The organism is Pseudoalteromonas rhizosphaerae (assembly GCF_028885455.1).
GTDB lineage: Bacteria > Pseudomonadota > Gammaproteobacteria > Enterobacterales > Alteromonadaceae > Pseudoalteromonas > Pseudoalteromonas rhizosphaerae.
The window spans coordinates 4502364-4524537 of sequence record NZ_CP118496.1 but is presented as its reverse complement, the minus strand read 5'-3'; the positions used below and the strand labels follow the sequence as shown (position 1 = coordinate 4524537).

General features: G+C 40.0%; 19 protein-coding genes. 10 read left to right on the top strand and 9 right to left on the bottom strand.

What is annotated here, in order from left to right:
* Positions 1-88: 88 nt before the first annotated feature.
* From serA to PVK79_RS19495, 5 genes are all read right to left on the bottom strand, one after another.
* Positions 89-1318 carry a phosphoglycerate dehydrogenase gene (serA, locus tag PVK79_RS19515; protein ID WP_145241268.1) on the bottom strand — a complete coding sequence of 410 codons (1230 nt, stop codon included), beginning with the start codon at positions 1316-1318 and terminating at the stop codon, positions 89-91.
* A gap of 13 nt (positions 1319-1331) precedes the next feature.
* Positions 1332-1985: a ribose-5-phosphate isomerase RpiA gene (gene rpiA, locus PVK79_RS19510; RefSeq protein ID WP_257324044.1), complete on the bottom strand. Its 654-nt coding sequence runs from the start codon at positions 1983-1985 to the stop codon at positions 1332-1334.
* Positions 1986-2038: 53 nt separating this feature from the next.
* Positions 2039-2635, bottom strand: coding sequence for a 5-formyltetrahydrofolate cyclo-ligase (locus PVK79_RS19505; protein ID WP_182734688.1), 597 nt, complete (start codon positions 2633-2635; stop codon positions 2039-2041).
* Between the two features lie 20 nt (positions 2636-2655).
* Positions 2656-3213 (bottom strand): hypothetical protein, encoded by a 558-nt coding sequence (locus PVK79_RS19500; RefSeq protein ID WP_145241274.1) that lies wholly within the window; start codon positions 3211-3213, stop codon positions 2656-2658.
* Between the two features lie 107 nt (positions 3214-3320).
* A complete protein-coding gene (locus PVK79_RS19495) occupies positions 3321-4838 on the bottom strand; it encodes a S10 family peptidase (protein ID WP_145241276.1) in 1518 nt (505 codons plus the stop codon).
* Positions 4839-5106: 268 nt separating this feature from the next.
* Between PVK79_RS19495 and PVK79_RS19490 the strand changes: the two genes are divergently transcribed.
* The 7 genes from PVK79_RS19490 to PVK79_RS19460 all read left to right on the top strand — a co-directional run bounded on the left by PVK79_RS19490 (position 5107) and on the right by PVK79_RS19460 (position 14737).
* Positions 5107-6339, top strand: coding sequence for a GGDEF domain-containing response regulator (locus PVK79_RS19490; RefSeq protein ID WP_257324043.1), 1233 nt, complete (start codon positions 5107-5109; stop codon positions 6337-6339).
* A gap of 176 nt (positions 6340-6515) precedes the next feature.
* Entirely contained in the window at positions 6516-6854 is a 339-nt protein-coding gene (locus PVK79_RS19485; protein WP_016708666.1) for a P-II family nitrogen regulator, read from the top strand.
* A 9-nt stretch (positions 6855-6863) separates the two neighbouring features.
* The gene (locus PVK79_RS19480) at positions 6864-8093 is read left to right on the top strand and encodes an ammonium transporter (RefSeq protein WP_145241280.1); all 1230 of its coding nucleotides are present in this window, start codon (positions 6864-6866) and stop codon (positions 8091-8093) included.
* 176 nt (positions 8094-8269) lie between these two features.
* Positions 8270-8431 (top strand): YqaE/Pmp3 family membrane protein, encoded by a 162-nt coding sequence (locus PVK79_RS19475; protein ID WP_145241282.1) that lies wholly within the window; start codon positions 8270-8272, stop codon positions 8429-8431.
* Positions 8432-8576: 145 nt separating this feature from the next.
* Positions 8577-10928: a penicillin-binding protein 1B gene (mrcB, locus tag PVK79_RS19470; protein ID WP_257324042.1), complete on the top strand. Its 2352-nt coding sequence runs from the start codon at positions 8577-8579 to the stop codon at positions 10926-10928.
* Between the two features lie 585 nt (positions 10929-11513).
* Complete coding sequence (locus PVK79_RS19465; RefSeq protein ID WP_257324041.1) at positions 11514-14420, top strand: TonB-dependent receptor domain-containing protein; 2907 nt, start codon at positions 11514-11516, stop codon at positions 14418-14420.
* 56 nt (positions 14421-14476) lie between these two features.
* Positions 14477-14737: a hypothetical protein gene (locus PVK79_RS19460; protein ID WP_257324040.1), complete on the top strand. Its 261-nt coding sequence runs from the start codon at positions 14477-14479 to the stop codon at positions 14735-14737.
* Between the two features lie 109 nt (positions 14738-14846).
* On the opposite strand, the gene hemL is transcribed toward PVK79_RS19460, so the two are convergent.
* The 4 genes from hemL to PVK79_RS19440 all read right to left on the bottom strand — a co-directional run bounded on the left by hemL (position 14847) and on the right by PVK79_RS19440 (position 19446).
* Complete coding sequence (gene hemL / locus PVK79_RS19455) at positions 14847-16127, bottom strand: glutamate-1-semialdehyde 2,1-aminomutase (protein ID WP_149982051.1); 1281 nt, start codon at positions 16125-16127, stop codon at positions 14847-14849.
* Positions 16128-16156: 29 nt separating this feature from the next.
* A complete protein-coding gene (locus PVK79_RS19450; protein ID WP_145241288.1) occupies positions 16157-17173 on the bottom strand; it encodes an aspartate carbamoyltransferase in 1017 nt (338 codons plus the stop codon).
* A 136-nt stretch (positions 17174-17309) separates the two neighbouring features.
* Positions 17310-17744: a CopD family protein gene (locus PVK79_RS19445; protein WP_145241290.1), complete on the bottom strand. Its 435-nt coding sequence runs from the start codon at positions 17742-17744 to the stop codon at positions 17310-17312.
* A 19-nt stretch (positions 17745-17763) separates the two neighbouring features.
* The gene (locus PVK79_RS19440; protein WP_257326402.1) at positions 17764-19446 is read right to left on the bottom strand and encodes a chloride channel protein; all 1683 of its coding nucleotides are present in this window, start codon (positions 19444-19446) and stop codon (positions 17764-17766) included.
* A 163-nt stretch (positions 19447-19609) separates the two neighbouring features.
* Here PVK79_RS19440 and PVK79_RS19435 point away from each other — a divergent pair, with 163 nt between their 5' ends.
* The 3 genes from PVK79_RS19435 (at position 19610) to PVK79_RS19425 (ending at position 22119) form a co-directional block, all read left to right on the top strand.
* Positions 19610-20704: a DKNYY domain-containing protein gene (locus tag PVK79_RS19435; protein ID WP_257324039.1), complete on the top strand. Its 1095-nt coding sequence runs from the start codon at positions 19610-19612 to the stop codon at positions 20702-20704.
* 135 nt (positions 20705-20839) lie between these two features.
* On the top strand, positions 20840-21178 hold the full coding sequence (gene erpA, locus PVK79_RS19430; RefSeq protein ID WP_058560150.1) for an iron-sulfur cluster insertion protein ErpA: 339 nt from the start codon (positions 20840-20842) through the stop codon (positions 21176-21178).
* 701 nt (positions 21179-21879) lie between these two features.
* A complete protein-coding gene (locus PVK79_RS19425) occupies positions 21880-22119 on the top strand; it encodes a helix-turn-helix domain-containing protein (protein ID WP_016708680.1) in 240 nt (79 codons plus the stop codon).
* Positions 22120-22174 lie beyond the last annotated feature (55 nt).

Below are 22174 nucleotides of genomic sequence, written 5' to 3'. Positions count from 1 at the left end.
GGTTGAAAAAAGTATTATTCTTCATCCAAATAAAAGCCGTGCTTGATTTAACAAGCACGGCTTTTATTTTTTGACCAGCTGACAGCTGTTAGTGAAGAATACGTGCTCTGATCGTGCCTTCTACTGCACTTAGTTCTTTTAGTGCAATTTCAGAGTGGTCGGTATCTACGTCTATTACTACGTAACCAATCGCTTCGTCTGTTTGCAAGTATTGCGCGGCGATGTTGATGCCGTGCTGGGCAAACGCTTGGTTAATTTGGGTTAACACACCTGGGCGGTTGTGGTGTACGTGTAATAAACGGCTACGGTTAGCAAGCTCTGGCAGTGATACTTCAGGGAAATTAACAGCAGTAATAGTTGAGCCGTTATCTGAGTATTTTGCTAGTTTACCCGCTACTTCAATACCAATGTTTTCTTGCGCTTCTTGAGTTGAACCACCAATGTGTGGTGTTAAAATTACGTTGTCGAATTCGCGTAGTGGCGATACAAATTCTTCATCGTTTGATTTTGGCTCAACTGGGAATACGTCGATGGCAGCGCCGCTGATTTTTTTATCACGAAGTGCTTCTGCTAGGGCGTCAATATCAACTACAGTGCCGCGTGAGGCGTTGATCAAAATTGAACCTTGCTTCATCACTGAAATTTCCGCGCTACCAATCAGGTTTTTAGTCTGCGGTGTTTCAGGTACGTGTAAGCTAATAACATCAGCGCGTTGCAGTAGCTGCGTTAGGTTATGTACTTGTGTGGCATTACCTAGGGTTAGCTTGTCTTCAATATCGTAAAATTCAACGTTCATACCGATATTTTCAGCCATGATACCTAGCTGCGTACCAATGTGGCCATAACCAATAATACCTAGAGTTTTACCACGGGCTTCAAATGAGCCATTGGCGGTTTTTAACCAGCCGCCACGGTGGGCAATGGCATTACGCTCTGGAATACCACGGAACAATAGTAAAATTTCACCAAGTACTAACTCAGCAACAGAGCGGGTATTAGAAAACGGTGCGTTGAATACTGCAATACCGCGCTTGCGGGCGGCACTTAAATCAACTTGGTTAGTGCCGATACAAAAACAACCAACGGCAACCAGTTTTTCTGCCGCTTCAAGTACAGCTTCAGAAATATGAGTACGAGAACGAAGGCCTACAAAATGCACATCTTTAATGCGCTCAATTAGTTCGTCCTCAGGCAATGAGGTTTTTACATAATCAATATTGCTGTAGCCGTTACGTTTTAGCGTTTCTACAGCGCTTTGATGTACACCTTCAAGCAAAAGAATTTTAATTTTGTCTTTTGCTAACGATACCTTACTCATATCCTCATCCTATTTATCTAATTTGCGGCCCATTTTTGGTACCGATAATCACTTTATCTGCGCCACGGTGGGCAAATAAGCCGTTGGTTACTACGCCAACAATTTGATTAATTGTCAGCTCTAAATCTTTTGCTTGGCTGATCGACAAGTTATGTACGTCTAAAATAACGTTACCATTATCTGTTACCACGCCATGGCGATAAACTGGATCGCCGCCTAGTTTAAGCAGTTCACGAGCAACATAACTGCGTGCCATTGGAATAACTTCTACCGGCAGTGGAAATTCACCCAAGGTGTCCACTATTTTTGTTTCATCAACAATACATACAAATTGTTTTGCTACAGCTGCGACTATTTTTTCGCGGGTTAGTGCTGCGCCACCGCCTTTGATCATTTCGTTCAGCGCATTTATTTCATCTGCGCCATCAACGTACACGTCAAGGGCATCAACATCATTGAGTTCAAATACTTCAAGACCGAGTGCTTTTAGTTTTTTGGTTGAAGCGTCAGAACTTGATACCACACCGCGTATGGTGTCTTTTACTGAGCCTAATGCATCAATAAAATGGTTTACAGTTGAGCCTGTGCCAACACCCACAATGGTGTCTTTTTTTACAAATTCGAGTGCAGCCCAAGCAGCTGCTTTTTTTAATTCATCTTGTGTCATGATTATGTGCTCAATAGGTGAGAGGGATTGCCATTAGTATATAAATAAATTGCTTACCAATGGTAGATTTTCTGTGGTGTGATTATGTAATTTAATGGTACATCCCACGATTCAACCGGTAAACTTGGAACATGTTGGCATTGATGTGCAAGGCCAATCAGTTGTGGTTTTTGCCAGTTTTCTTTTTCGTAGCGCGCCAAAGTTTTATCATAAAAGCCACCCCCCATCCCTAACCGGTTACCGTTATCATCAAATGCAACTAATGGCATTAGCAGATAATCAAGCTCCGCTAGTGGGCATATCTGACTACAATTTAACTTAGGCTCCAAGATACCATAGCGATTTGCCCTCATGGGTGAATTTTCTTCATAGCGCTGGAAGTATAAAGTAGTGCCGTTAAATGGGTGGATTACAGGTAGGTAAAGGGCGTGGTTTTTAGTCCAAAGATCTTTTATTAACAATGAGGTATCTAGTTCTGCGTCATTGCTAAAATAAATGCCAATATGGGCATTTTCAATAGTTTTTTGCTGTTTTAAGTGTTGAGTAAAATTCACTTTAAGCGATTCTGCGGCAATTTTTTGCTCGAATTTTGACAGTGAGTTACGTGCTTTACGGATTTGTTGGCGGATCAGTGCTCTTTTTTCGCTCATATTTATTTTTGCTTTATCTGTTAATTATCCATAAAACTGAATAAATCAGGGAATGCAAACGACAATCCTAGTACTACAAGCAAGACAACAACCATAGCTATAAGTGAATACAGCAGCATGTTACTGCGTTTTTTGATCGGCGTTGTCAGCTCTTCATCTAGCAATAGGTCGTCAGTTTGCCACTCGTCGCCTTCATCAGGATCTGGTTGTTGGGTTGTGGCTGGTAAGCGTTGCTCTAGGTCGTCGAGTTTTTCTTCGATGCGAATTAAACTACTGGTGATGTAATCAAGGGCGTTAAAAATACGCTCATCTCGCTGGTTGGTTGTATCGCTGCTACTTACCGCTGGTGTGTTGTTGGTTATTGGTTGCAGTTTACTTTTGATGCCTACGCTGGCAAGTAGCTTTGCTTGCTTGAGTGCTTTTTCTTTTTCACAAGGCGCAAATAGGGGTTTGTTTTCAAAAAATGCAGCTACTTTACTTTCAGGGGCTTTGAGCTTTACAGCCAGTTGTTTAATTGCATTCGATTGCTCAATATCTTGAGCTAGACCTGCATACATAACACGGAAGTTTTCAGTCATCTGTGTTTTCCAAAAACGTAAAATCAATAGTTTGAGTATATCCGAATTATCGATAAACAAAAGCCCGTAAAAACGGGCTTTTTTAATCCAGTGGTTTTAAGCGCTGTTTAATACTTCGCAGCTTCACCTTCTTTTGGTAGTGACTGTAAAATAAAATCACGTAAATCGTTATTTGATGTTTCTAAATCTGCATGGCGTAAATACATCATGTGGCCACTGCGGTAGCCTTTAAAGCTTAGGCGATCACGCATTTTACTACTTGGATCTAGTTGCCATAAAGTGTATTTAGCATCAAAGTAGTTAGTGGCACCATCATAGTAGCCTGATTGGATCATCACATTGAGGTATGGGTTTTGCGCCATTGCTAAACGCAGATTTTCACCAGTGTTATTATTGCTGCGATCCCACGGGTGTACATTACCAAACAGGTTATATTTTACGTCAGTTTTATAGTTAAGCTCTTCACGTAAGTAGTGATTGATGGCTGGTGTAAATGAATGCAACCATGATGTTAGCTCAGCCCAGTAGTCTGGAGATTCGCCAGCGTCACGCTTGTCCATGCCTAAATAACGCGAATCTAGACGGCCTAACGTTTGACCGCGTTCACGTAGTAGTTCTTTCCAAAAGAAGTTGGTAGGAATATCAAGGTTGTTTTGCGCAACAAACTTTTCAGATACACCGGCATACAGTGCCATTTGTTTAATGATAGCGCGTTTTTCTTCATCATTAATAAAGCCACCTTTAGCAAGTGCAGGAATTAGCTTGTTAACGGTAAAGTCTTCAACTTCTGGTAGTAATTCATCTAAATCTTTAGCTTGCAATGCTGGGCTTAAAGCTTTGTGATACCACGCCGTTGCAGCAAAGTAAGGTAGACGGTTAGCTGCTTTTATCGGACCGTCGCGTTTAATACCAATGTCTGTTGGTGAAACTAGCACAACACCATTGATATACATCCATTGACTGTTTTGTAATTCATGGGCAAGGCCTGATACGCGGGTTGTGCCGTAGCTCTCACCAATTAAAAATTTAGGTGAGCGCCAGCGCTCTGTGCGATTTACAAAGGTGTTTAACCATTCTGCTAGGTATTTAATGTCGGCATTGACACCAAAAAACATGCTTTTTTGCGCCTCTTTACTTGGTAATTCACCTTTATCGTTTTCAAGAATACGCGAGTAGCCAGTGTTTACTGGGTTAACGTAAACGATATCAGCAACATCAAGCACTGAGTATGGGTTGTCTTTCACGCCATACGGTTGAATAGGGTAGCCTTCGTCATCAATTTTTAATACCCGTGGTCCAGTATAGGCTAAGTGCATCCATACTGATGCAGAACCAGGTCCGCCATTAAATGAAATTAATAATGGGCGTTTAGTGCGATCGTCAACTTTGTCGCGTTCATAATAAGTGTATTGCAATGTAGCAACGGCATCGCCTTTGTCATCCCATACCGGTTGTGTGCCTGTGGTTGCGGTATATGAAAAACGCTCGCCATTGATGCGCGCTTTATGTTCAGTGACAACTTTACTATCGACATCGATACGACGTTGATTTTCTGCATAACTGACTGTGCTTACACTCAAAGTAAGTATGGCCACAGAGACACTAATGATACTAATAAGCTTCATGGTGGATCCTTTAAACAATAGTTAACCTATTAAAGATAATTTTTAAGTAAATAACAAAGGGAATGAGACTAGACGACGATATTAATCGGTGAGCACTAGACATAAATATTATCAGTAATGCAAAGGCTATGCTTTTATGCGTATATTTTCAGCAATATATTTTGCTCAAGCTAATAATAAAGTATATTACCGCCTGTTATGACTTTTAGTTTTTTTATTCGTAAAAAGTTTACCCTCGCAATGTCCACCTGAAGTGTAGAGAAGATATATGCAAAGAGTTTTAGTTGTTGAAGATAGTAAAGTGGTCCAGCAGGTGTTGCGACACTTATCAGCTCATTATCTTGATGTTGCTGTCGATTTTGCCTGGTCACTTGCCGAGACCAAAGAATTCATTGCGAAGCATCAGTACACACTTGCTTTGGTCGATTTAACCCTTCCTGATGCGATGAATGGCGAAGTTGTTAAATATACCTTGGCGCAAGCTATCCCTACAGTGGTACTAACATCTACCATCGATGAATATAAGCGCCAGCAAATATTAGAGCTTGGGGTCGTTGATTATGTAATTAAAGATAATCGTGATTCATATCATTATGCGGTTAAATTAGTGGCGCAGCTATTACGTAATCAAGGTTGCAAAGCCTTAATCGCCGATGATTCAGTTTTAAGTCGTTCATTAATGAAGCAAATGCTCGAAAAGCAGCTGTTTGATGTGCAAGATGCGCATGATGGTGAGCAAGCTCTAAAAATACTGAAAAATGATCCCGAGATTAAATTGTTACTAACTGATTATGCGATGCCGACAATGGATGGCTTTGAGCTTGTTAAGGCGGTGCGAAATTTTCGTGGTCGTGATGATTTAGCTATTATTGGTTTGTCAGGTGCGGGTAAGCATGGTTTATCTGCACGGTTTATTAAATTTGGCGCGAATGATTTTTTAACCAAACCCTTTATGAATGAAGAGTTCCATTGTCGTGTATTACAGACTATGGAGCAGCTGTCACTGATAGCAGATATTAAAGAAAGTGCCTTTCGCGATGATTTAACTAATCTTTATAATCGCCGTTATTTTTATCAATTTGCCGAACAACTGCTAAAAGAAACATCGTCTAACAATAGTTTAGCATTACTCGATATTGATTTTTTCAAAGCGATCAATGATAAATTTGGCCATGAAGCTGGGGATCAGGCTTTAAAGCAAGTAGCGTCTTTATTACGTAGTTCGTTTAAAGATTTTACCGTTGCCCGTGTCGGTGGTGAAGAGTTTGCGGTTGTATTAACTAATTTAGATTTGGAACAAGCGTATTCTTTACTTGAAGCGTTTAGAGTGCGGTTGTCTGAGTATGATTTTGTGATCAATGGTGATGTATTTGCAATTACGGTAAGTATAGGTTTAACAAAATTTCAAAATGTTACGTTAACAAGTGCCATGCGCCTAGCTGATAAGGCTTTGTATCAAGCTAAAGAACAAAGTAGAGACTGTGTCGTCAGACAAAGCTAGGCTGCTGCACCAGTTCAGCTAATATGTTAAAAAAATGCACCTGTATGGTGCATTTTTTATGCGGTTAATTTGTTTTTATTATGTAATTTGTTGTTTTTAAAACGTTAAAAATAGTGGCACAAAGGTTGGATTGTCTTAGCAAACAGGATAACAATAAGCGTCCGAAGGGGGCCACTATGAAAATGATTAGTGCAATAATAAAGCCATTTAAATTAGATGATGTGCGAGAAGCGCTAGCTGATTTAGGCATTGAGGGGATGACAGTTGTTGACGTCAAAGGTTTTGGTCGTCAACGAGGTCATACAGAGTTGTATCGCGGAGCTGAATATCAGGTTGATTTTATTCCTAAAATTAAACTGGAAATTGCTACTCGTACCGAAAATTGTCAACGGGTCGTTGAGACCATTACCAAAATTGCATCAACAGGCAAAATTGGCGACGGCAAAATTTTCGTTTACGACTTAGATCAAATTGTCCGTATCCGTACGGGTGAATTAGATGAAGAAGCAATTTAAGGGGGCTTTATGGAAAACACGATCGTAGAACTCAAGTTTTCGTTAGATACATTTTATTTTTTAATGTCGGGTATTTTAGTAATGTGGATGGCAGCAGGTTTTGCTATGCTCGAAGCGGGCTTAGTGCGTTCAAAAAATACCACTGAAATTTTAACTAAGAACGTGGCGCTCTATGCCATCGCATGTACCATGTTCTTACTAGTTGGCTACAACATTATGTATGTAGACAACGCTGAAGGTGGCTTAATTCCATCTCTAGGTGGGCTTATTGGCACCCAAGCCGCTGATGCAAATCATTCTTTAGAATCTGACTTTTTCTTTCAAGTCGTATTTGTTGCAACCGCTATGTCGATTGTATCGGGTGCGGTTGCTGAACGCATGAAGTTGTGGGCTTTTCTAGCCTTTGCGGTAGTGTTAACTGGTTTTATCTACCCAGTTGAAGGTTACTGGACATGGGGCGGCGGTTTCTTATCTGAAATGGGTTTTGTTGATTTTGCAGGCTCTGCCATTGTTCACGGCACAGGCGCTGCTGCAGCACTTGCCGGTGTATTAATGCTCGGCGCTCGCAAAGGAAAATATGGTAAAAATGGTGAAATTTATCCAATTCCAGGCTCTAACTTACCATTGGCTACATTAGGTACATTTATTTTATGGATGGGTTGGTTCGGCTTTAATGGTGGTTCACAATTACTTATCTCTGATGCTGAAAACGCGACTGCAGTAGGTAAAATATTGTTAAATACTAACGCTGCTGCGGCAACCGGTGCCATTGCTTCACTGTTTGTTTGTAAAGTGTTGTGGGGTAAAGCAGATTTAACTATGGTACTTAATGGTGCGCTTGCTGGCTTGGTTGTTATCACTGCTGATCCATTATCACCGTCACCTTTACTTGCTTGCTTACTGGGTATTTTAGGTGGTTCATTAGTGGTGTTTAGCATTGTAGCACTAGACAAAGTTAAAATTGATGACCCTGTAGGTGCTATTTCAGTGCACGGTGTGTGCGGTATCTTGGGTATTCTCTTAGTGCCAGTATCAAATACTGATGCAACCCTAGTGAACCAGTTAATTGGCTTAGTATGTATCTTAGGTTTTGTATTTATTGCTTCACTTATTGTGTGGACAATACTTAAGAAAACCATGGGTATCCGGGTAACAGAGGAAGAAGAACTAAACGGTATGGATCAACACGATTGTGGCATTGATGCTTACCCTGAGTTTGTTTCGGTACGTAGTAACTAATTAAAAGTAAAAAGTTTTAAAATCATTGTGTGTTCAATACAAAGCCCTAATTTAGATTAGGGCTTTTTTTGTACTTACGCAGAGGCTAAATTTTTTTAATTAAAGTTTATTAAAACAGCAAAAATCACAATAAGTAACTATGCTTAAAATTAGTCCAACTACAAATAAGGTTAAGCATGGATAACAAACTATTACTGATTATTTTGTCTATATTCTTACCACCTGTTGCTGTGTTTTTGAAAGCGGGTGTGGGTAAAGATTTGATTATTAATATTGTCTTGTGCTTTATATTTTTTATACCGGCAATGATCCACTCATTGTGGTTGTGTACACGCTAAAATTAAGCCACCGCAACAGAGGTTAAAAGATTTAATGCCCAAAGTTCGGGGCAAGTAGTTTCAGTCAAGGTTAATTTTGCAGGTGTTAGGCTATATGCTAAGCTCGCACCTGTAAATTTAACTCTGGAAATAAATAGCAACGTCAATGGCTGATAAAAAAGACTCCCGCTCCACTAAAACTCCATCAAAACGCCCGGCAAAGAAAGCACCAAGCACAGCGTCTAAGTCGGTGAAAAAAACTTCGACTAAAAATACGTCTGCAGCGAATATAAAAAAACGTGGAATTGGTCGCAAAGTCTGGTCTATTTTTTGGAAACTAAGCTTAGCTGGTATTGTTGCGATGGGCTTATATTTAATTTATCTAGATGCCAAAATTACGCGTCAATTTGAAGGTAATAAATGGCAATTACCAGCACAAGTTTATGCACGAGCAATGGGTTTTTACCCAGGACAATTCTTATCTAGCCAAGAAGTGGTGTGGGAGCTTGATAGGCTAAACTATTCATCGGTCAATCAGTTAAGTCGAACTGGTCAGTATGTAAAAGCGGGCGATAGTATTAAAATCTTCCGTCGTGAATTTGAATTTTATGATGGCTTAGAGCAAGCACAGGTTATTGAGTTACGCTTTGCAGGACAAAAACTCGCGAGTATTAAAGATAAGTTTGGCAGGCGTTTAAACAATGCTCGATTAGAGCCAGTACAAATTGCGCGCATAGGCAATGATTCAAAACAAGATCGAGAGTTTGTGCCGTTGGATAAATTCCCGCCGATGCTTACAGATACATTATTAGTGGTTGAAGATCAGAACTTTTATCAGCACCACGGTGTATCCGTGTTTTCGATTATGCGGGCTTTATACAGCAATATTAAAGCAGGGCGTACAGTTCAAGGCGGTAGTACGTTAACCCAGCAGCTGGCAAAAAATATTTATTTAACCCGTGATCGTACGCTGGTCCGTAAATTTAACGAAGCGTTGATCGCGTTAATTTTAGATTATCGCTATTCAAAAGATCAAATTTTAGAAGCTTATCTAAACGAAGTATACCTTGGTCAATCGTATAACCAAGGTGTGCATGGCATGGGCTTAGCTTCTGAGTTTTACTTCTCTAAGCCTGTTGATGAGCTTGAATTCGATCAAATTGCACTACTCGTTGCGATGGTGAAAGGCCCTTCATATTATAATCCACGCCGTTATCCTGAACGCACTATGGAACGTCGTGATTTAGTGCTACGTTTGATGGTTGATAATAAATTAATTGATACCCGCGAATACCGTGCTGCATTAAAGCGGCCAATTGATATTGCACCTATGAAAGACAGCTTGCCTAAATCGTATCCTGGTTATTTAGAGCTGGTGGATCGTGAGCTGAAAAAATTACTACCGGACCAAGAAGTACTCGATGCGGGCGTGCGTGTATTCACTTATTTTGATCTCCAAAAACAAGCGGCAATGGAAGAGGCAATTGAAAAAAGCCTACCTTACCTTGAAAAACGCGCCACGACAGAGCAGCTTGAAGCGGCGATGATCTCAGTGAATGTAGAGAAAGGCGGTATATCTGCTTTAGTTGCGGGACGCGATCCGCGCTTTTTAGGTTTTAACCGCGTACTTGATACTAAGCGCAACATAGGCTCGTTAGTTAAACCGGCTGTGTATTTAACAGCTTTGGGTTTACCGCACTATAACTTAGCTACTTTGTTAGATGACTCGCCAGTACAAGTGACTAATGAGCAAGGCAAAGTATGGCAACCAGAGAATTTTGATCATCAATATCGCGGTATGCTGCCACTATATAAAGCGTTTAGTCAAAGTATCAATATTCCTGCGGTAAACTTGGGACTTGATGTCGGGGTTGATAAAGTAGCGAACACACTCAATAAACTCGGCGCTAAAGAGCAAATATCACATTATCCATCATTACTGCTTGGTGCCGTTGAAATGTCGAGCTTTGAAGTCGCACAGCTTTATACCACGTTGGCGGCTGATGGCGAATACCGTCAATTAACATCTATTTCGGCATTAACCGACTCTGTTGGGCGTGTGCTTTATCAGCATCAAGTTAGTTCTGAACCGCGTTTTGATAAAGCCGCTGTTTATATGACTAAATACGCGATGAAGCGAGTCACCAAAGATGGCACTGCTAAACGTTTAAATGCCCATTTCCCATCAATTCAGCTGGCTGGTAAAACGGGCACCAGTAATGATCTACGTGATAGTTGGTATGCAGGGTTTGATCAAAATACAGTAACCGTTGCTTGGCTTGGTCGTGATGATAATAAAAGTACAGGCTTAACGGGCAGTGTTGGTGCATTAGAAACGTATATTCGTTATCTTAAGCCGCTCAACCCTGAGGCAATAGCAGATACTCGTCCGCCTTCAATTCGCTGGGCTTTTATTAATGAATTAACGGGTAAGCAAGCGCCACCGGGCTGCGGTAAAGTAATTCAACTGCCACTTAGAGCCAGTGAATTTGAGCCAAGGCCTAGCTGTATGCGTTAACGTTAATTAATTTTCATCGCTTAGTTCTTAGGGACGCAGGCCGTATGGCTTTCTATTTTAAAACTGCTTAGATTGTTCTTTTTTAATAGATTGCTGTTTACAATTTACAGCTAATATCTCAAGTGCACGGTGTACCTTATGATTGTAGCGTCTTTACTCTATACAATTTAGAATATCACCTTAGCAAAGATAACTACACTTACTTGCTCTAAATTGTACACTTAGACATATTATTGCAGGTAAAACGCTTGATAAGCTTGCCGTATGCCCAGCAAAATCAGTGATTATGCAATATTCGTTCTTTTGTGATCAACTCCTTGAGGTTATTATCTGATAGATAAATCTGTGCCCTGATCCATTTTTCTCCCCGTGCGTTGCTAATTCAAGAGTGGTTGACTAGCTAATTTATCAGTAAGACTTTTAGTTTGATTTTAAATAACAGTAAACAAAGTTTAGTTAACCTAATTTTGCAGTGGTTTACAATTTTGAAGCATTAAGACTGCGTTCTATTGACGTATTTTTAAACAAGAGGTAGATTTAACATGGTTTAACAATAATATTAAATAAATTAACAGGGAATTAAAGATGAAACATTCACTACTCTCGCGCGCAATTAAGTTATCTATTTTTGCTAGCTCGATTGCTGCGTCAAGTTATATACCACTTAGTGTAGCCGCAGATGAAGGTGCTATTAATGAAGTTGAACGTATAGAGGTAACAGGGTCACGTATAAAACGCTCTGCAATGCTAGGTGCAAGCCCTGTAACTACAGTAACCTCCGAAGACATTAAAGTAGCTGGTATTACACGTGTTGAAGATTTGTTAAATGACTTACCTGCAGTTTTTGCAGGTCAAACATCAGGTACTGCAAATGGCGCGACAGGCACAGCAACTGTAGACTTAAGAAATTTAGGCCCATCTCGTACACTAGTACTTATTAATGGCCGACGTATGCCTTCTGGTTCGCCATCTGCCGGAGGGATTAGTGCTGATGTGAATCAAATTCCGGCTGCGTTAGTTGAAAGAGTTGACGTGTTAACTGGTGGTTCATCTGCGACTTATGGCTCTGATGCTGTAGCTGGTGTTGTTAACTTTATACTTAAAGATGATTTTGAAGGTTTTCAATTCGAATATCAAGGTAGCATGTATCAACATAATAATGATCATGGTGATATGCGCAGAGCGTTGGATGATTCTGGTTTTGAAGCGCCTGACAGCAATGTTACTGACGGTAATACACATGACTTTTCAGTCTTGCTAGGCGTTAATTCTGCTAATGGCCGTGGTAATTTAACAGCCTACGCTACCCTAAGAGAAGTTGATGCTGTTACACAAAATAATCGTGACTATAGTGCATGTGCGATGGATTTGAATGACGCAGGTGAGCGTGTCTGCGCAGGTTCTAGTACTATACCTACAGGTAGATTTACTGACTTCGATAAATTTGACCTGACTACAGACGGCCATACTTTTGTTGATCGCGATGGTTTACTATACAACTATGGACCGCTAAATTATTTTCAACGCCCTGATACCCGAAAAACATTTGGTGTGACAGGTCATTATGAACTGTCAGATTCGCATACTGTTTATACCGAAATGAGTTATATGGATGATAGAACTGTTGCGCAAATAGCACCATCTGGCTCATTTTTTAACGCACCAGTAAATGTGCAGTGTAATAATCCTTTTTTATCAGAACAACAATATAATAAATTATGTGCTACCCAAGGTTTAGGTAGAGAAGATTCTATTGAAATGTTTATTGGTAAACGTAATATAGAAGGTGGACCTAGGCAAGATGATTTACGCCATACTTCATCAAGGTTTGTTTTAGGTATTAGGGGTGAGATAAATGATGATTGGACTTATGATGCATTTATGAATTTTGGTTCTGTTGCATATATTCAAACGTATAAGAATGAGTTATCAATTTCTCGTTTTGGGCGAGCATTCCAAGCCGTTGAGAATGCAGATGGTGAGATAGTTTGTCAGTCAGTTATTGATGGCTCAGATCCTAATTGTGTTCCTTGGAATGTATTCAACCCTAGTGAAATTAACCAAGAACAATTAGATTATTTAACTAAACCTTTATATTCTCGTGGAGACACGAAAACTAAACAATTAAGTGGTTATGTTACTGGTGATTTAACTGATATGGGTATTGTTGTTCCAGGGACATCGACCGGCGTTGGAGTTGTGTTCGGATTAGAGCATAGGAAAGAGTACTTAACCTTAAACCCAGATGAAAACTTTACCTCTGGGGATGGTGCAGGTCAAGGTGGGCCAATAAATGGTGTAACTGGTGAGTTTGATGTAAATGAATTTTTTACCGAATTCAATGTTCCACTTGTAGAAGATACTTCCTATGCTGAATATATTACTCTTGAGCTTGCTTATAGGTATTCTGACTATTCTACAGATAAGCAAACGGATACTTATAAAACAGCCTTTGATGTTCGTTTTAATGAGCAGGTAGGCTTACGAGCAAGTTATCAACGAGCTGTACGTGCAGGTAATGTTCGTGACTTATTTAGGCCTTCAGGTCTTGGCCTTTTTAACTGGGAAGACCCTTGTGGTGCGGGAGCTGAGAACCCTCTAACACAAGAGCAATGTGCCAGAACTGGTGTTACTGCAAGCCAGTATGGCTCTAAGGCGCTTATAAACGATGCAGGGCAGTATAACTCTATAACTGGTGGTAACTCAGAGTTGTCTCCTGAAAAATCAGACACTTATTCTTTCGGTATCTTACTGTCACCAATCGAGAATCTAGATATTGCTATTGATTACTTTAATATTACAGTAAATAATGCAATTCAAGCTATACCCGAAGCAACTATTCATAATGAGTGCGCTGTTAATGATAACGAAGCGTTTTGTGATTTAATTAACCGAGATCCAAATACTGGCTCACTATGGATTGGTAGTAATGCAATCACAGCTACAGATATTAACATTGGTGAAGTAGAAACCGCTGGGGTTGATTTTGATATCTCCTATCGTTATCCGCTAGATGAATTAGGCGCTATGCGCTTTACGTTAATCGGCACTTGGTTAGATACATATTCAGTACAAAACATCCCTGGTGGTGATATTGATGACTGTGTTGGCTATTGGGATAGAGCCGTTTGTGAAGCACCGATGCCTGAGTTACGTACTAATTTTAGTGCGACGTGGTTAACGCCATGGGATGCAAATATAACTGCAAAAGTACGTTATTTTGGTGATACAGATGAATATACTCGTAACCAGAAAAACGAAGTAGTTTCAGGACCGACGTCGCTTAATTCACAAACATACTTTGACTTAGCGGGCAGTTGGAATGCAACCTCTAATATTAGCATAAGAGCAGGTATAAATAATGTATTTGATGTAGCTCCTCCGTTAATACCAAATGGTCCATCAGGTATTGCAAATGGTAATGTGTTCCCTGGCTCGTATGATGCGTTAGGGCGTTACTTATTTGCTGGCTTTACTTATAGCTTTAATTGATAAAACGCTAGCTCAGATAGAATTGTCTACCTGAGCTCTTATTAAGGAGGCGAAAAATGAAGCTTTTAATATTAATTAGTTTTTTTCTTATCTTGTGTGGGTGTAGTTCCTCTACAGGTAGTGAATTAGCTAAAAGCTCCAAACAAGTTACTGCTAATGTTAATGGATCAGGATACAAATGCGAACAAGAAATTATCACGGGAACGAAGTTCAAAAAGAAGCGTTGCAGAACCCATGAACAAATAAAAGAAGATGAAGCACAAGCTAAAGAATTGCTAAGAGCACGAAAAAATTCTGCTGGTGTTCAAGTTAATTAGATGTTGTCGCATTATCAATTTAGCAGTGTATTAAATTTAATAATTTTACTTATAATTTGTTAAGCAATAGAATCAAAAAGCCCAGTGGGCTTTTTGATTTTTTGGTACGTTAAAGCTTAGCAAAAGCTCTTTTTGCTGCTGCAATTGTATCGGCAATTTCTTGCTCAGAGTGTTCAGAGCAAACAAAACCAGCTTCAAATGCTGATGGTGCTAAATACACGCCTTCTTCAAGCATCAAGTGGAAGAACTTTTTAAAGCGTTCTAAATCGCACTGAGTTGCTTGTTGGTAAGTGGTTACTTTCTCTTGTTCAGTAAAGAAGAAACCATACATACCACCGGCATAGTTAGTTGTAAGAGCAATCCCTGCAGCTTTTGCTGCGGCTTCAAAACCTTCACAGATTGCTTTACTTTTTGCTTCAAGATCAGCATGTAGTCCTTCAACGCACAGTAACTCTAGTGATTTTAGACCCGCAGCCATGGCAATTGGGTTACCTGATAAAGTGCCTGCTTGATAAACTGGGCCAACAGGAGCGATGTAATCCATGATCTCAGTTTTACCGCCGAACGCGCCTACTGGCATGCCGCCGCCAATCACTTTACCTAAACAGGTTAAGTCTGGAATGATGTTGTAATAGGCTTGTGCACCACCTAGGGCTACGCGAAAGCCGGTCATGACTTCATCAAAAATAAGCACTGATTTATATTCATCACATACTGCACGCAGGCCTTCTAAAAAGCCTGGTACTGGTGGAATACAGTTCATGTTACCAGCAACTGGCTCTACGATAATACAGGCGATTTCGTCAGCGTATTTGGCAAAAATAGCTTTTACTTCATCAAGGTTATTAAACGAAACAGTTAATGTATGCTTGGCAAAATCTTCAGGGATACCTGGCGAGTTTGGTACGCCCATAGTCAATGCGCCAGAACCCGCTTTCACTAATAATGAATCAGCATGTCCGTGGTAACAGCCTTCAAACTTTAAAATTTTATCGCGACCAGTAAAGCCGCGAGCAAGGCGTATTGCACTCATGGTCGCTTCTGTGCCAGAACTTACCATACGAACTTTTTCGATTGATGGTACAAGCTCTTTTACTTTTTCAGCCATTAGAATTTCAGCTTCTGTTGGCGCACCGTAACTTAGGCCATTTTCTACCGCATCAAGCACTGCTTGTTTGATAGCTGGGTGATTATGACCCATGATCATCGGGCCCCATGAGCCAACATAATCAATATAACGGTTGCCGTCAGCATCAAATGTAAATGGGCCTTGGGCTTTGGTAATAAATAGCGGTGTGCCGCCAACGCCATTAAAGGCACGTACTGGAGAGTTAACGCCACCGGGAATTGATTGTTGTGCGCGGGCAAATAAATCTTGGCTAATTGTCATAAAAAATCCTATTAGTTGTCACGTTAAAATTAACTATCGCGTTTACGGCTAAACCAAGGCACAGCAACTTCGTATTGCTCTACTTTATCGGCAACATCGAGTGTCAATGCAAACAGCGCCATGCGAATTAACACGCCATTTTGTACTTGGCGGAAAATAGCTAAATTGTCATTAAGGTTTAAATCGTTATCAAGCTCATTGGCTTCTATACGACTATCGCGTGGTAATGGGTGCATTAACACGGAGTTTGGTTTGCAGTGGGTGTTATAAATTGATTGGCTAATTCTAAAACCACCACGGTATTTATTGGCTTCTTCTTGCGATGGGAAGCGTTCTTCTTGGATACGGGTTTGATAGACGATATCGGCGGCTAAGTTACCTTCCATTTTATCGACAATTTCAATTTTATGGCCTGCATTATCGACGGCATCAAGAATATAGCTAGGCATTTGTAAGCCATCAGGTGCCACCATCGAAAATTTTATATCTTTATAATGACATAATAATTTTGATAATGAATGCACGGTACGACCGTATTTTAAATCACCAACAAGGGCGATATGCATACCATCTATTTTTTGATCGAAGCGATGTAGTTCACGCTCAATTGTCAATAAATCAAGTAATGCTTGAGTTGGGTGCTCGTTAGGGCCATCGCCACCATTGATCACCGGCACTGAGCAGCCAGTAGCAAATTCAGCCACTGAGCCTGCATCAGGATGGCGCATAGCGACCGCATCGGCGTAAGCTGAAATAACGCGCGCGGTATCGTATAACGACTCGCCTTTGGCTAATGCAGAGCTTTGCATCCCCGTTGTTTCACGAACCAAACCACCTAATAAATTAAAGGCTGTACCAAAGCTTACGCGGGTACGGGTACTTGGCTCAAAGAATAAGTTTGCTAAGATTGCGCCTTCTAATACATTGGTGCGTTTTTGCTTTTTAGCATACGGCTCCATTTTTTTGGCTACTGCAAAAATACGTTCAATACAGTCGCGATCGAGCTGATTGACAGAAAGAATATTTTCACCTTGGAAACTTAACATGGGGGCTGTTCCTATCACATTCAAAAGGGGCGCGATCAACCATCATCGATGGGCACGCAATCGCGCGATATTATACCCAAACCACCTCAAGAAGCGAGTTTCTGCATCTTGAAGTGGTTTGGGTATATAGCAAATTTTACAAGCTGGGTTTAGTTATAGCTAAAAATACGATCACTAATAGCACTAATACCGGTAGTTCGTTAAAAATACGATAAAAGCGGTGGCTGCGAGTATTACGGTCGTGTTTAAAATCCGCTAGTAATTTAAAACAATAGCCATGGTAAATGTATAGCACGATCACTAATACTAGTTTGTAGTGCATCCACATGCTGTATTTAAACCAGTCGCGGCCATATTCAACAATTGTCAGCACGCCAAACACCGCCGTTAGTACTGCAAATGGCGTCACAAAATACAGTAACCGTCGCTCCATCACTTTGAGCATGGAGTTACAGGACTTTTCTTCGCTCATAGCGTGATAAACAAAGAGGCGGGGTAAGTAAAATATGCCAGCAAACCAGGCAATCATAAAAAATACATGTAAGGCTTTGTAGATCAGTAGCGCGCTCATAATGTTCTCTTATTGTTAGTTACAGTAAGCTATTACGTATGGTAAGAATGTGGCGGATCTGATCCCAGCGCATTATTCCCATAATTTGTTGATTATCGAGTAAGTTATAAATATACACAGCCCCGCTGCGCTTATCTTTTAATACATCAAACGCATCAGCCAAAGTGGCTTGACTGCTGATCCCTTGCAAGCTGATGTAGTTGATCGAAATATTTTGATCTGACATTAAACTTAAATCATATTCTGCAAGGCGATAACCATTTTCAGGATCATAAACAATTAACGGGGTTTGGCTATCAACAGCATTTAAGGTGCTTTCTATTTGTTCTTTATCATCTGAATAGAGTAGTTTGAAGTTTTCATCCATCTCGTCCATTACCCCGACTTTTTGCAGTGCTTCGGTGGCAGGGGAGACATGATAGGCTAAACCTTGAAAGTCGAGCTGCTGTAAAAATATCGACCGATTGCCAAATACTTGTAATGCGGTGACGTATGCCGCTGAGATAACTAACATGGCCGGCACGATTATTTCAGGACTTGAGGTTAACTCCATTACCGTCGTTAAAGCAGCCAGTGGAGCATGTAAGGTGGCAGCTAATAAGCCTGCCATGCCTAAGACGCTATAAGTACCAGAGATATCAACGCCGGGACTAATAAATTGTGCAAAAAAGGCCATTAAAGTGCCCATCAGTACGCCTAAACCAATCACTGGGCCAATGATCCCGCCGGGAATACCCAAGCCAATGGCAAATAATGTCGCCAGTAATTTAGCAATTAAAATAGTGGTTAATAGTTGCACATCATCAGGGCTTTCTACGGCCAAAGTTATTGCACTCATACCAGACCCCATCGCTTGTGGCACCATATAAGCAATGCCGCCAGCAATCAGACCTGCCAGCAATAAACGTGGAAACATACTCAAAGGTTTGAAGGTACGAATGATCAACATTAGATTTTGGTTAAAAGCATAAGCAACCGCGCCCAAAGCCATACCAAACAGGATTAAAAATGGATAGTGCCAGCCACTTAATGCCGTCACTGTGATCAGTGCTAATTCTGATGCGTCACCAAATACAAACTGCGTCGCCAGTGCCCCAGTGACTGCAGCGAGCATTATTGGCACAAATATATGTACTTTGTATTCCCTAAGCACCACTTCCATCACAAAAATAACAGCTGCAAGTGGTGTATTAAATGATGCGGCAATACCAGCTGCAACCCCGCAACCGCTGAGTGTCCGCATGGCGTTATGAGGCAAATGTAATTTATCGGCCAGCAAACTTGCACCGGTTGCGCCCATATGTACAGATGGCCCTTCACGGCCAACCGAGAAACCACTGATCAATGCCAGTGCACCACCGACAAATTGATTTACCGTGTTGTATAACGGCATTTGCCCGTAATGGCGTTTAATACGGTGAATAACAAAGGGAATACCTAATCGATAATGTTTAAAACCAGTCAAAGCAGCAAATAGCGCAATTAAGAAGGCAGCAATAATAGGCATTAACACCCGCTCAAGAGGCGGTAAGGTAGTAAAATCGTCAGGATTTTCAAGGAACAAACCTTGGAAAAATAGAATAGTTAAGCGAAATAGAATGATCAAAAACGCCGCAATTAGTCCAGCACTTACGCCGAGTAAGCACAATTGCACCGATGTTTTTGGCTTTGCCAAGCGACGCCTAAGCGTTTCAAGCCACATGCATATTTCCTCGCCACCTATTTCAGCGGGCAGTTTATCAAAATAGTTAATGGAAGTCCTTGAGATTTTTACTGGTATTTCACTTAAAGCAAATTGATATTTAGTAAGGCTTTGGGTAAGTTGCAAACTCATAGAAACGGATATTCAATTTTGGAAGGGTTTTATGCACCTACTATTAAGTATTATAACTACATTTGCATTAATGGCTTGGCCTTTAATGGTGATGATGTCACCGATGATGCTTGCAGCTCCTGGAGCTATGGATAATAAAGCGGCAGTTTTGAGTGTAATGTTATTTTTGCTTTTCCCAGTAGGCATCTTCATTTTATTTGGGTTGTTTGGTATTAATTATTTAGGCATTAACAGTTTTTTATTAGCTAAAATAAGTGCCGTCGTTGTTTGCATTGTTTTTGTAGTTTTTGGGTATTCAAGTTTGTTTATTAACATGATTAAAGGGGTGCCAAATAGTGGCTATGCTGTTGTTAATAATACAGTGTATTTTAGTGGTACAGTGATTTCAGGTGCAGACCCTGATAGCTTCATTACTTATGATAGCAAAGACTATGAAAATGAACATTCAACGTCACTATATGCCAGCGACAATCATAGTTTTTATTATTTTGGGAAGCGGATTTCTGATGTTGACCCTCGTAATATTAAAGGGCAATTAATCAGTCACAAATTATATTGGCTTAATGACACTCAAGTGGTCTTGAGAAATCAAATTATAGAAGCTGCAAATCCCCGAACATTTTCAAATTTTGATGATAACTTCCCACAATGGAATTATTCAGAAACAGAAGGGAAATATACAGTTTACTATGATGATGAAATATTGAAAGCTGTTGATTTCGACTCTTTTACACCGTTATTTAGCGGTTATGCCAAAGATAAAAACCACATTTTTTATGGCGAAAATATTATTGTACCGGAGGCCGACTTGCAGACGTTTGAAATACTCACTACAAGCTATGAGTTCGCTCGCGATAAAAGTAATATTTATTATTTATCTGGAAATGAAACCAGCGCAATAAACGGGCTTGATCCTGACTCTTTCGAGGAAATTGAGCGAAATTATATTAAGGATAAAAGTGGTGTATATCATTATAGCCAGTCTGATGGTGTTCAGCGCATCCATGGTGCAGATGTTGAGAGCTTTGCAGTAACTGATTATGATGAAAGTACAAATTCAGATGCGCTAGATAAAAAGCACTATTACATGCGAGGTGAAATTGTCAGCTCTAGAAGTGACTTTTGATCAAGCTAATTGAAGATGGATCGGTTTTCCTGATGACAACCTAGTTATAGAAGAAATTAGTAGTTGTTTACTATACTTGATTAAAACACTCGGGTATTAGATAATCAAAACAATGTAGGTATAGAGGGTTATGGTATGTCAGAAGAATTACCCATTAAGTTCAGCGATGCAGCTGCTGTTCGCGTTAAACAGTTAATCGACGAAGAAGAAAATCCAGATCTAAAACTGCGTGTTTATGTAACAGGCGGAGGTTGTTCAGGTTTCCAATATGGTTTTACTTTTGATGAAAAAGCAAACCCAGGCGATTTAGAAATTGTAAAAAATGGCGTAACCTTAGTGGTTGACCCAATGAGTATTCAATATTTAGTTGATGGTGAGGTGGATTACACCGAAGGACTTGAAGGCGCACGCTTTTTTGTTTCCAATCCCAATGCAACTACCACCTGCGGGTGTGGCGCTAGTTTCAGCGTTTAAAGCAATTGATTAAAGCCGCAGCTAGCGGCTTTTTTATTACCTAAAAAATCTTATTATCTAGAATTACTTCGTAGCTATTATTTCATTAACTGATGCTGTTGTTGCTGATCTGAGCTTTGTAACCTTGCTGACTTTAGCGCTTATTTCTTGTTTATAGATGCTAAGTGAACGTCAAATTGGCTTACTTTAGCTTAAGTCACTCATTTATGTAGGGTGAGTGACTTGGAGCATTAGAATAAAAAAACCTAACACTATTGCAGAAAACGCTAAAATATATATAAAGCCTTTCTTACCTTTTTTGATCGGTACGCCATTTGCTTTAAGAAAAAAATACCAAATTAAGCAGAGGATAATGGGTAGTAAAAACAATAATCTGAACATAAACGCTTGCTCCTAACAATAAAGGGACAGTTAATAATGTAACTATTTAATTTATAAGTCAAAAATAATTAATCATAAAAAAGGTTTATTTAAATTAATTATTTGTTACATTAAAAAGGAACTAATTATAGAACGCGCGTTTTGTTGTGACTTTAACAATAAAGCTGCTCATCTATAATAGCTGATTCCTTAAATGGGGACTCAGCTGAAATTAGTTATTTCACATGAGTCTGAATAGTATATAATGTATCCAAGAGTGAGACGGGCAAATTTCACTCTTAATTAATTAACTTTAAATCATCTAGTAGGAGATGTTTTTTATGATGGGTAAAACAGTTTCTTCTGAAGAAAACTCAAAACTAACCAAGTGGCTTAAAACTAAGCGTCACGAGAAAGGTCACACAATGCGAAGCCTTGCTCAAGTACTTGGTACACCACATTCATTTATTGGCAAAATTGAAAACCAAGAGCGCCGTTTAGACGTAATTGAATTTTTACGTTATTGTGATGCATTAGAAGTCGACCCGTATGAAGGTTTAGGCTTATTAAAAGAAGACTAATATTTAGTTTCTTTTTGTAAGCGCAGGGAAGCGCTCTCATTGATGTGAAATGATT

Coding starts and splice junctions, on each gene's coding strand:
- hemL (WP_149982051.1), bottom strand. CDS start 16,127: ATGACAATTAGCCAAGATTTATTTGCCCGCGCACAACAATCAATTCCC.
- PVK79_RS19445 (WP_145241290.1), bottom strand. CDS start 17,744: ATGAGCGCGCTACTGATCTACAAAGCCTTACATGTATTTTTTATGATT.
- PVK79_RS19440 (WP_257326402.1), bottom strand. CDS start 19,446: ATGTGGCTTGAAACGCTTAGGCGTCGCTTGGCAAAGCCAAAAACATCG.
- PVK79_RS19450 (WP_145241288.1), bottom strand. CDS start 17,173: ATGTTAAGTTTCCAAGGTGAAAATATTCTTTCTGTCAATCAGCTCGAT.
- PVK79_RS19480 (WP_145241280.1), top strand. CDS start 6,864: ATGGAAAACACGATCGTAGAACTCAAGTTTTCGTTAGATACATTTTAT.
- PVK79_RS19485 (WP_016708666.1), top strand. CDS start 6,516: ATGAAAATGATTAGTGCAATAATAAAGCCATTTAAATTAGATGATGTG.
- rpiA (WP_257324044.1), bottom strand. CDS start 1,985: ATGACACAAGATGAATTAAAAAAAGCAGCTGCTTGGGCTGCACTCGAA.
- erpA (WP_058560150.1), top strand. CDS start 20,840: ATGTCAGAAGAATTACCCATTAAGTTCAGCGATGCAGCTGCTGTTCGC.
- PVK79_RS19495 (WP_145241276.1), bottom strand. CDS start 4,838: ATGAAGCTTATTAGTATCATTAGTGTCTCTGTGGCCATACTTACTTTG.
- serA (WP_145241268.1), bottom strand. CDS start 1,318: ATGAGTAAGGTATCGTTAGCAAAAGACAAAATTAAAATTCTTTTGCTT.
- PVK79_RS19505 (WP_182734688.1), bottom strand. CDS start 2,635: ATGAGCGAAAAAAGAGCACTGATCCGCCAACAAATCCGTAAAGCACGT.
- PVK79_RS19500 (WP_145241274.1), bottom strand. CDS start 3,213: ATGACTGAAAACTTCCGTGTTATGTATGCAGGTCTAGCTCAAGATATT.
- mrcB (WP_257324042.1), top strand. CDS start 8,577: ATGGCTGATAAAAAAGACTCCCGCTCCACTAAAACTCCATCAAAACGC.
- PVK79_RS19425 (WP_016708680.1), top strand. CDS start 21,880: ATGATGGGTAAAACAGTTTCTTCTGAAGAAAACTCAAAACTAACCAAG.
- PVK79_RS19435 (WP_257324039.1), top strand. CDS start 19,610: ATGCACCTACTATTAAGTATTATAACTACATTTGCATTAATGGCTTGG.
- PVK79_RS19475 (WP_145241282.1), top strand. CDS start 8,270: ATGGATAACAAACTATTACTGATTATTTTGTCTATATTCTTACCACCT.
- PVK79_RS19490 (WP_257324043.1), top strand. CDS start 5,107: ATGCAAAGAGTTTTAGTTGTTGAAGATAGTAAAGTGGTCCAGCAGGTG.
- PVK79_RS19460 (WP_257324040.1), top strand. CDS start 14,477: ATGAAGCTTTTAATATTAATTAGTTTTTTTCTTATCTTGTGTGGGTGT.
- PVK79_RS19465 (WP_257324041.1), top strand. CDS start 11,514: ATGAAACATTCACTACTCTCGCGCGCAATTAAGTTATCTATTTTTGCT.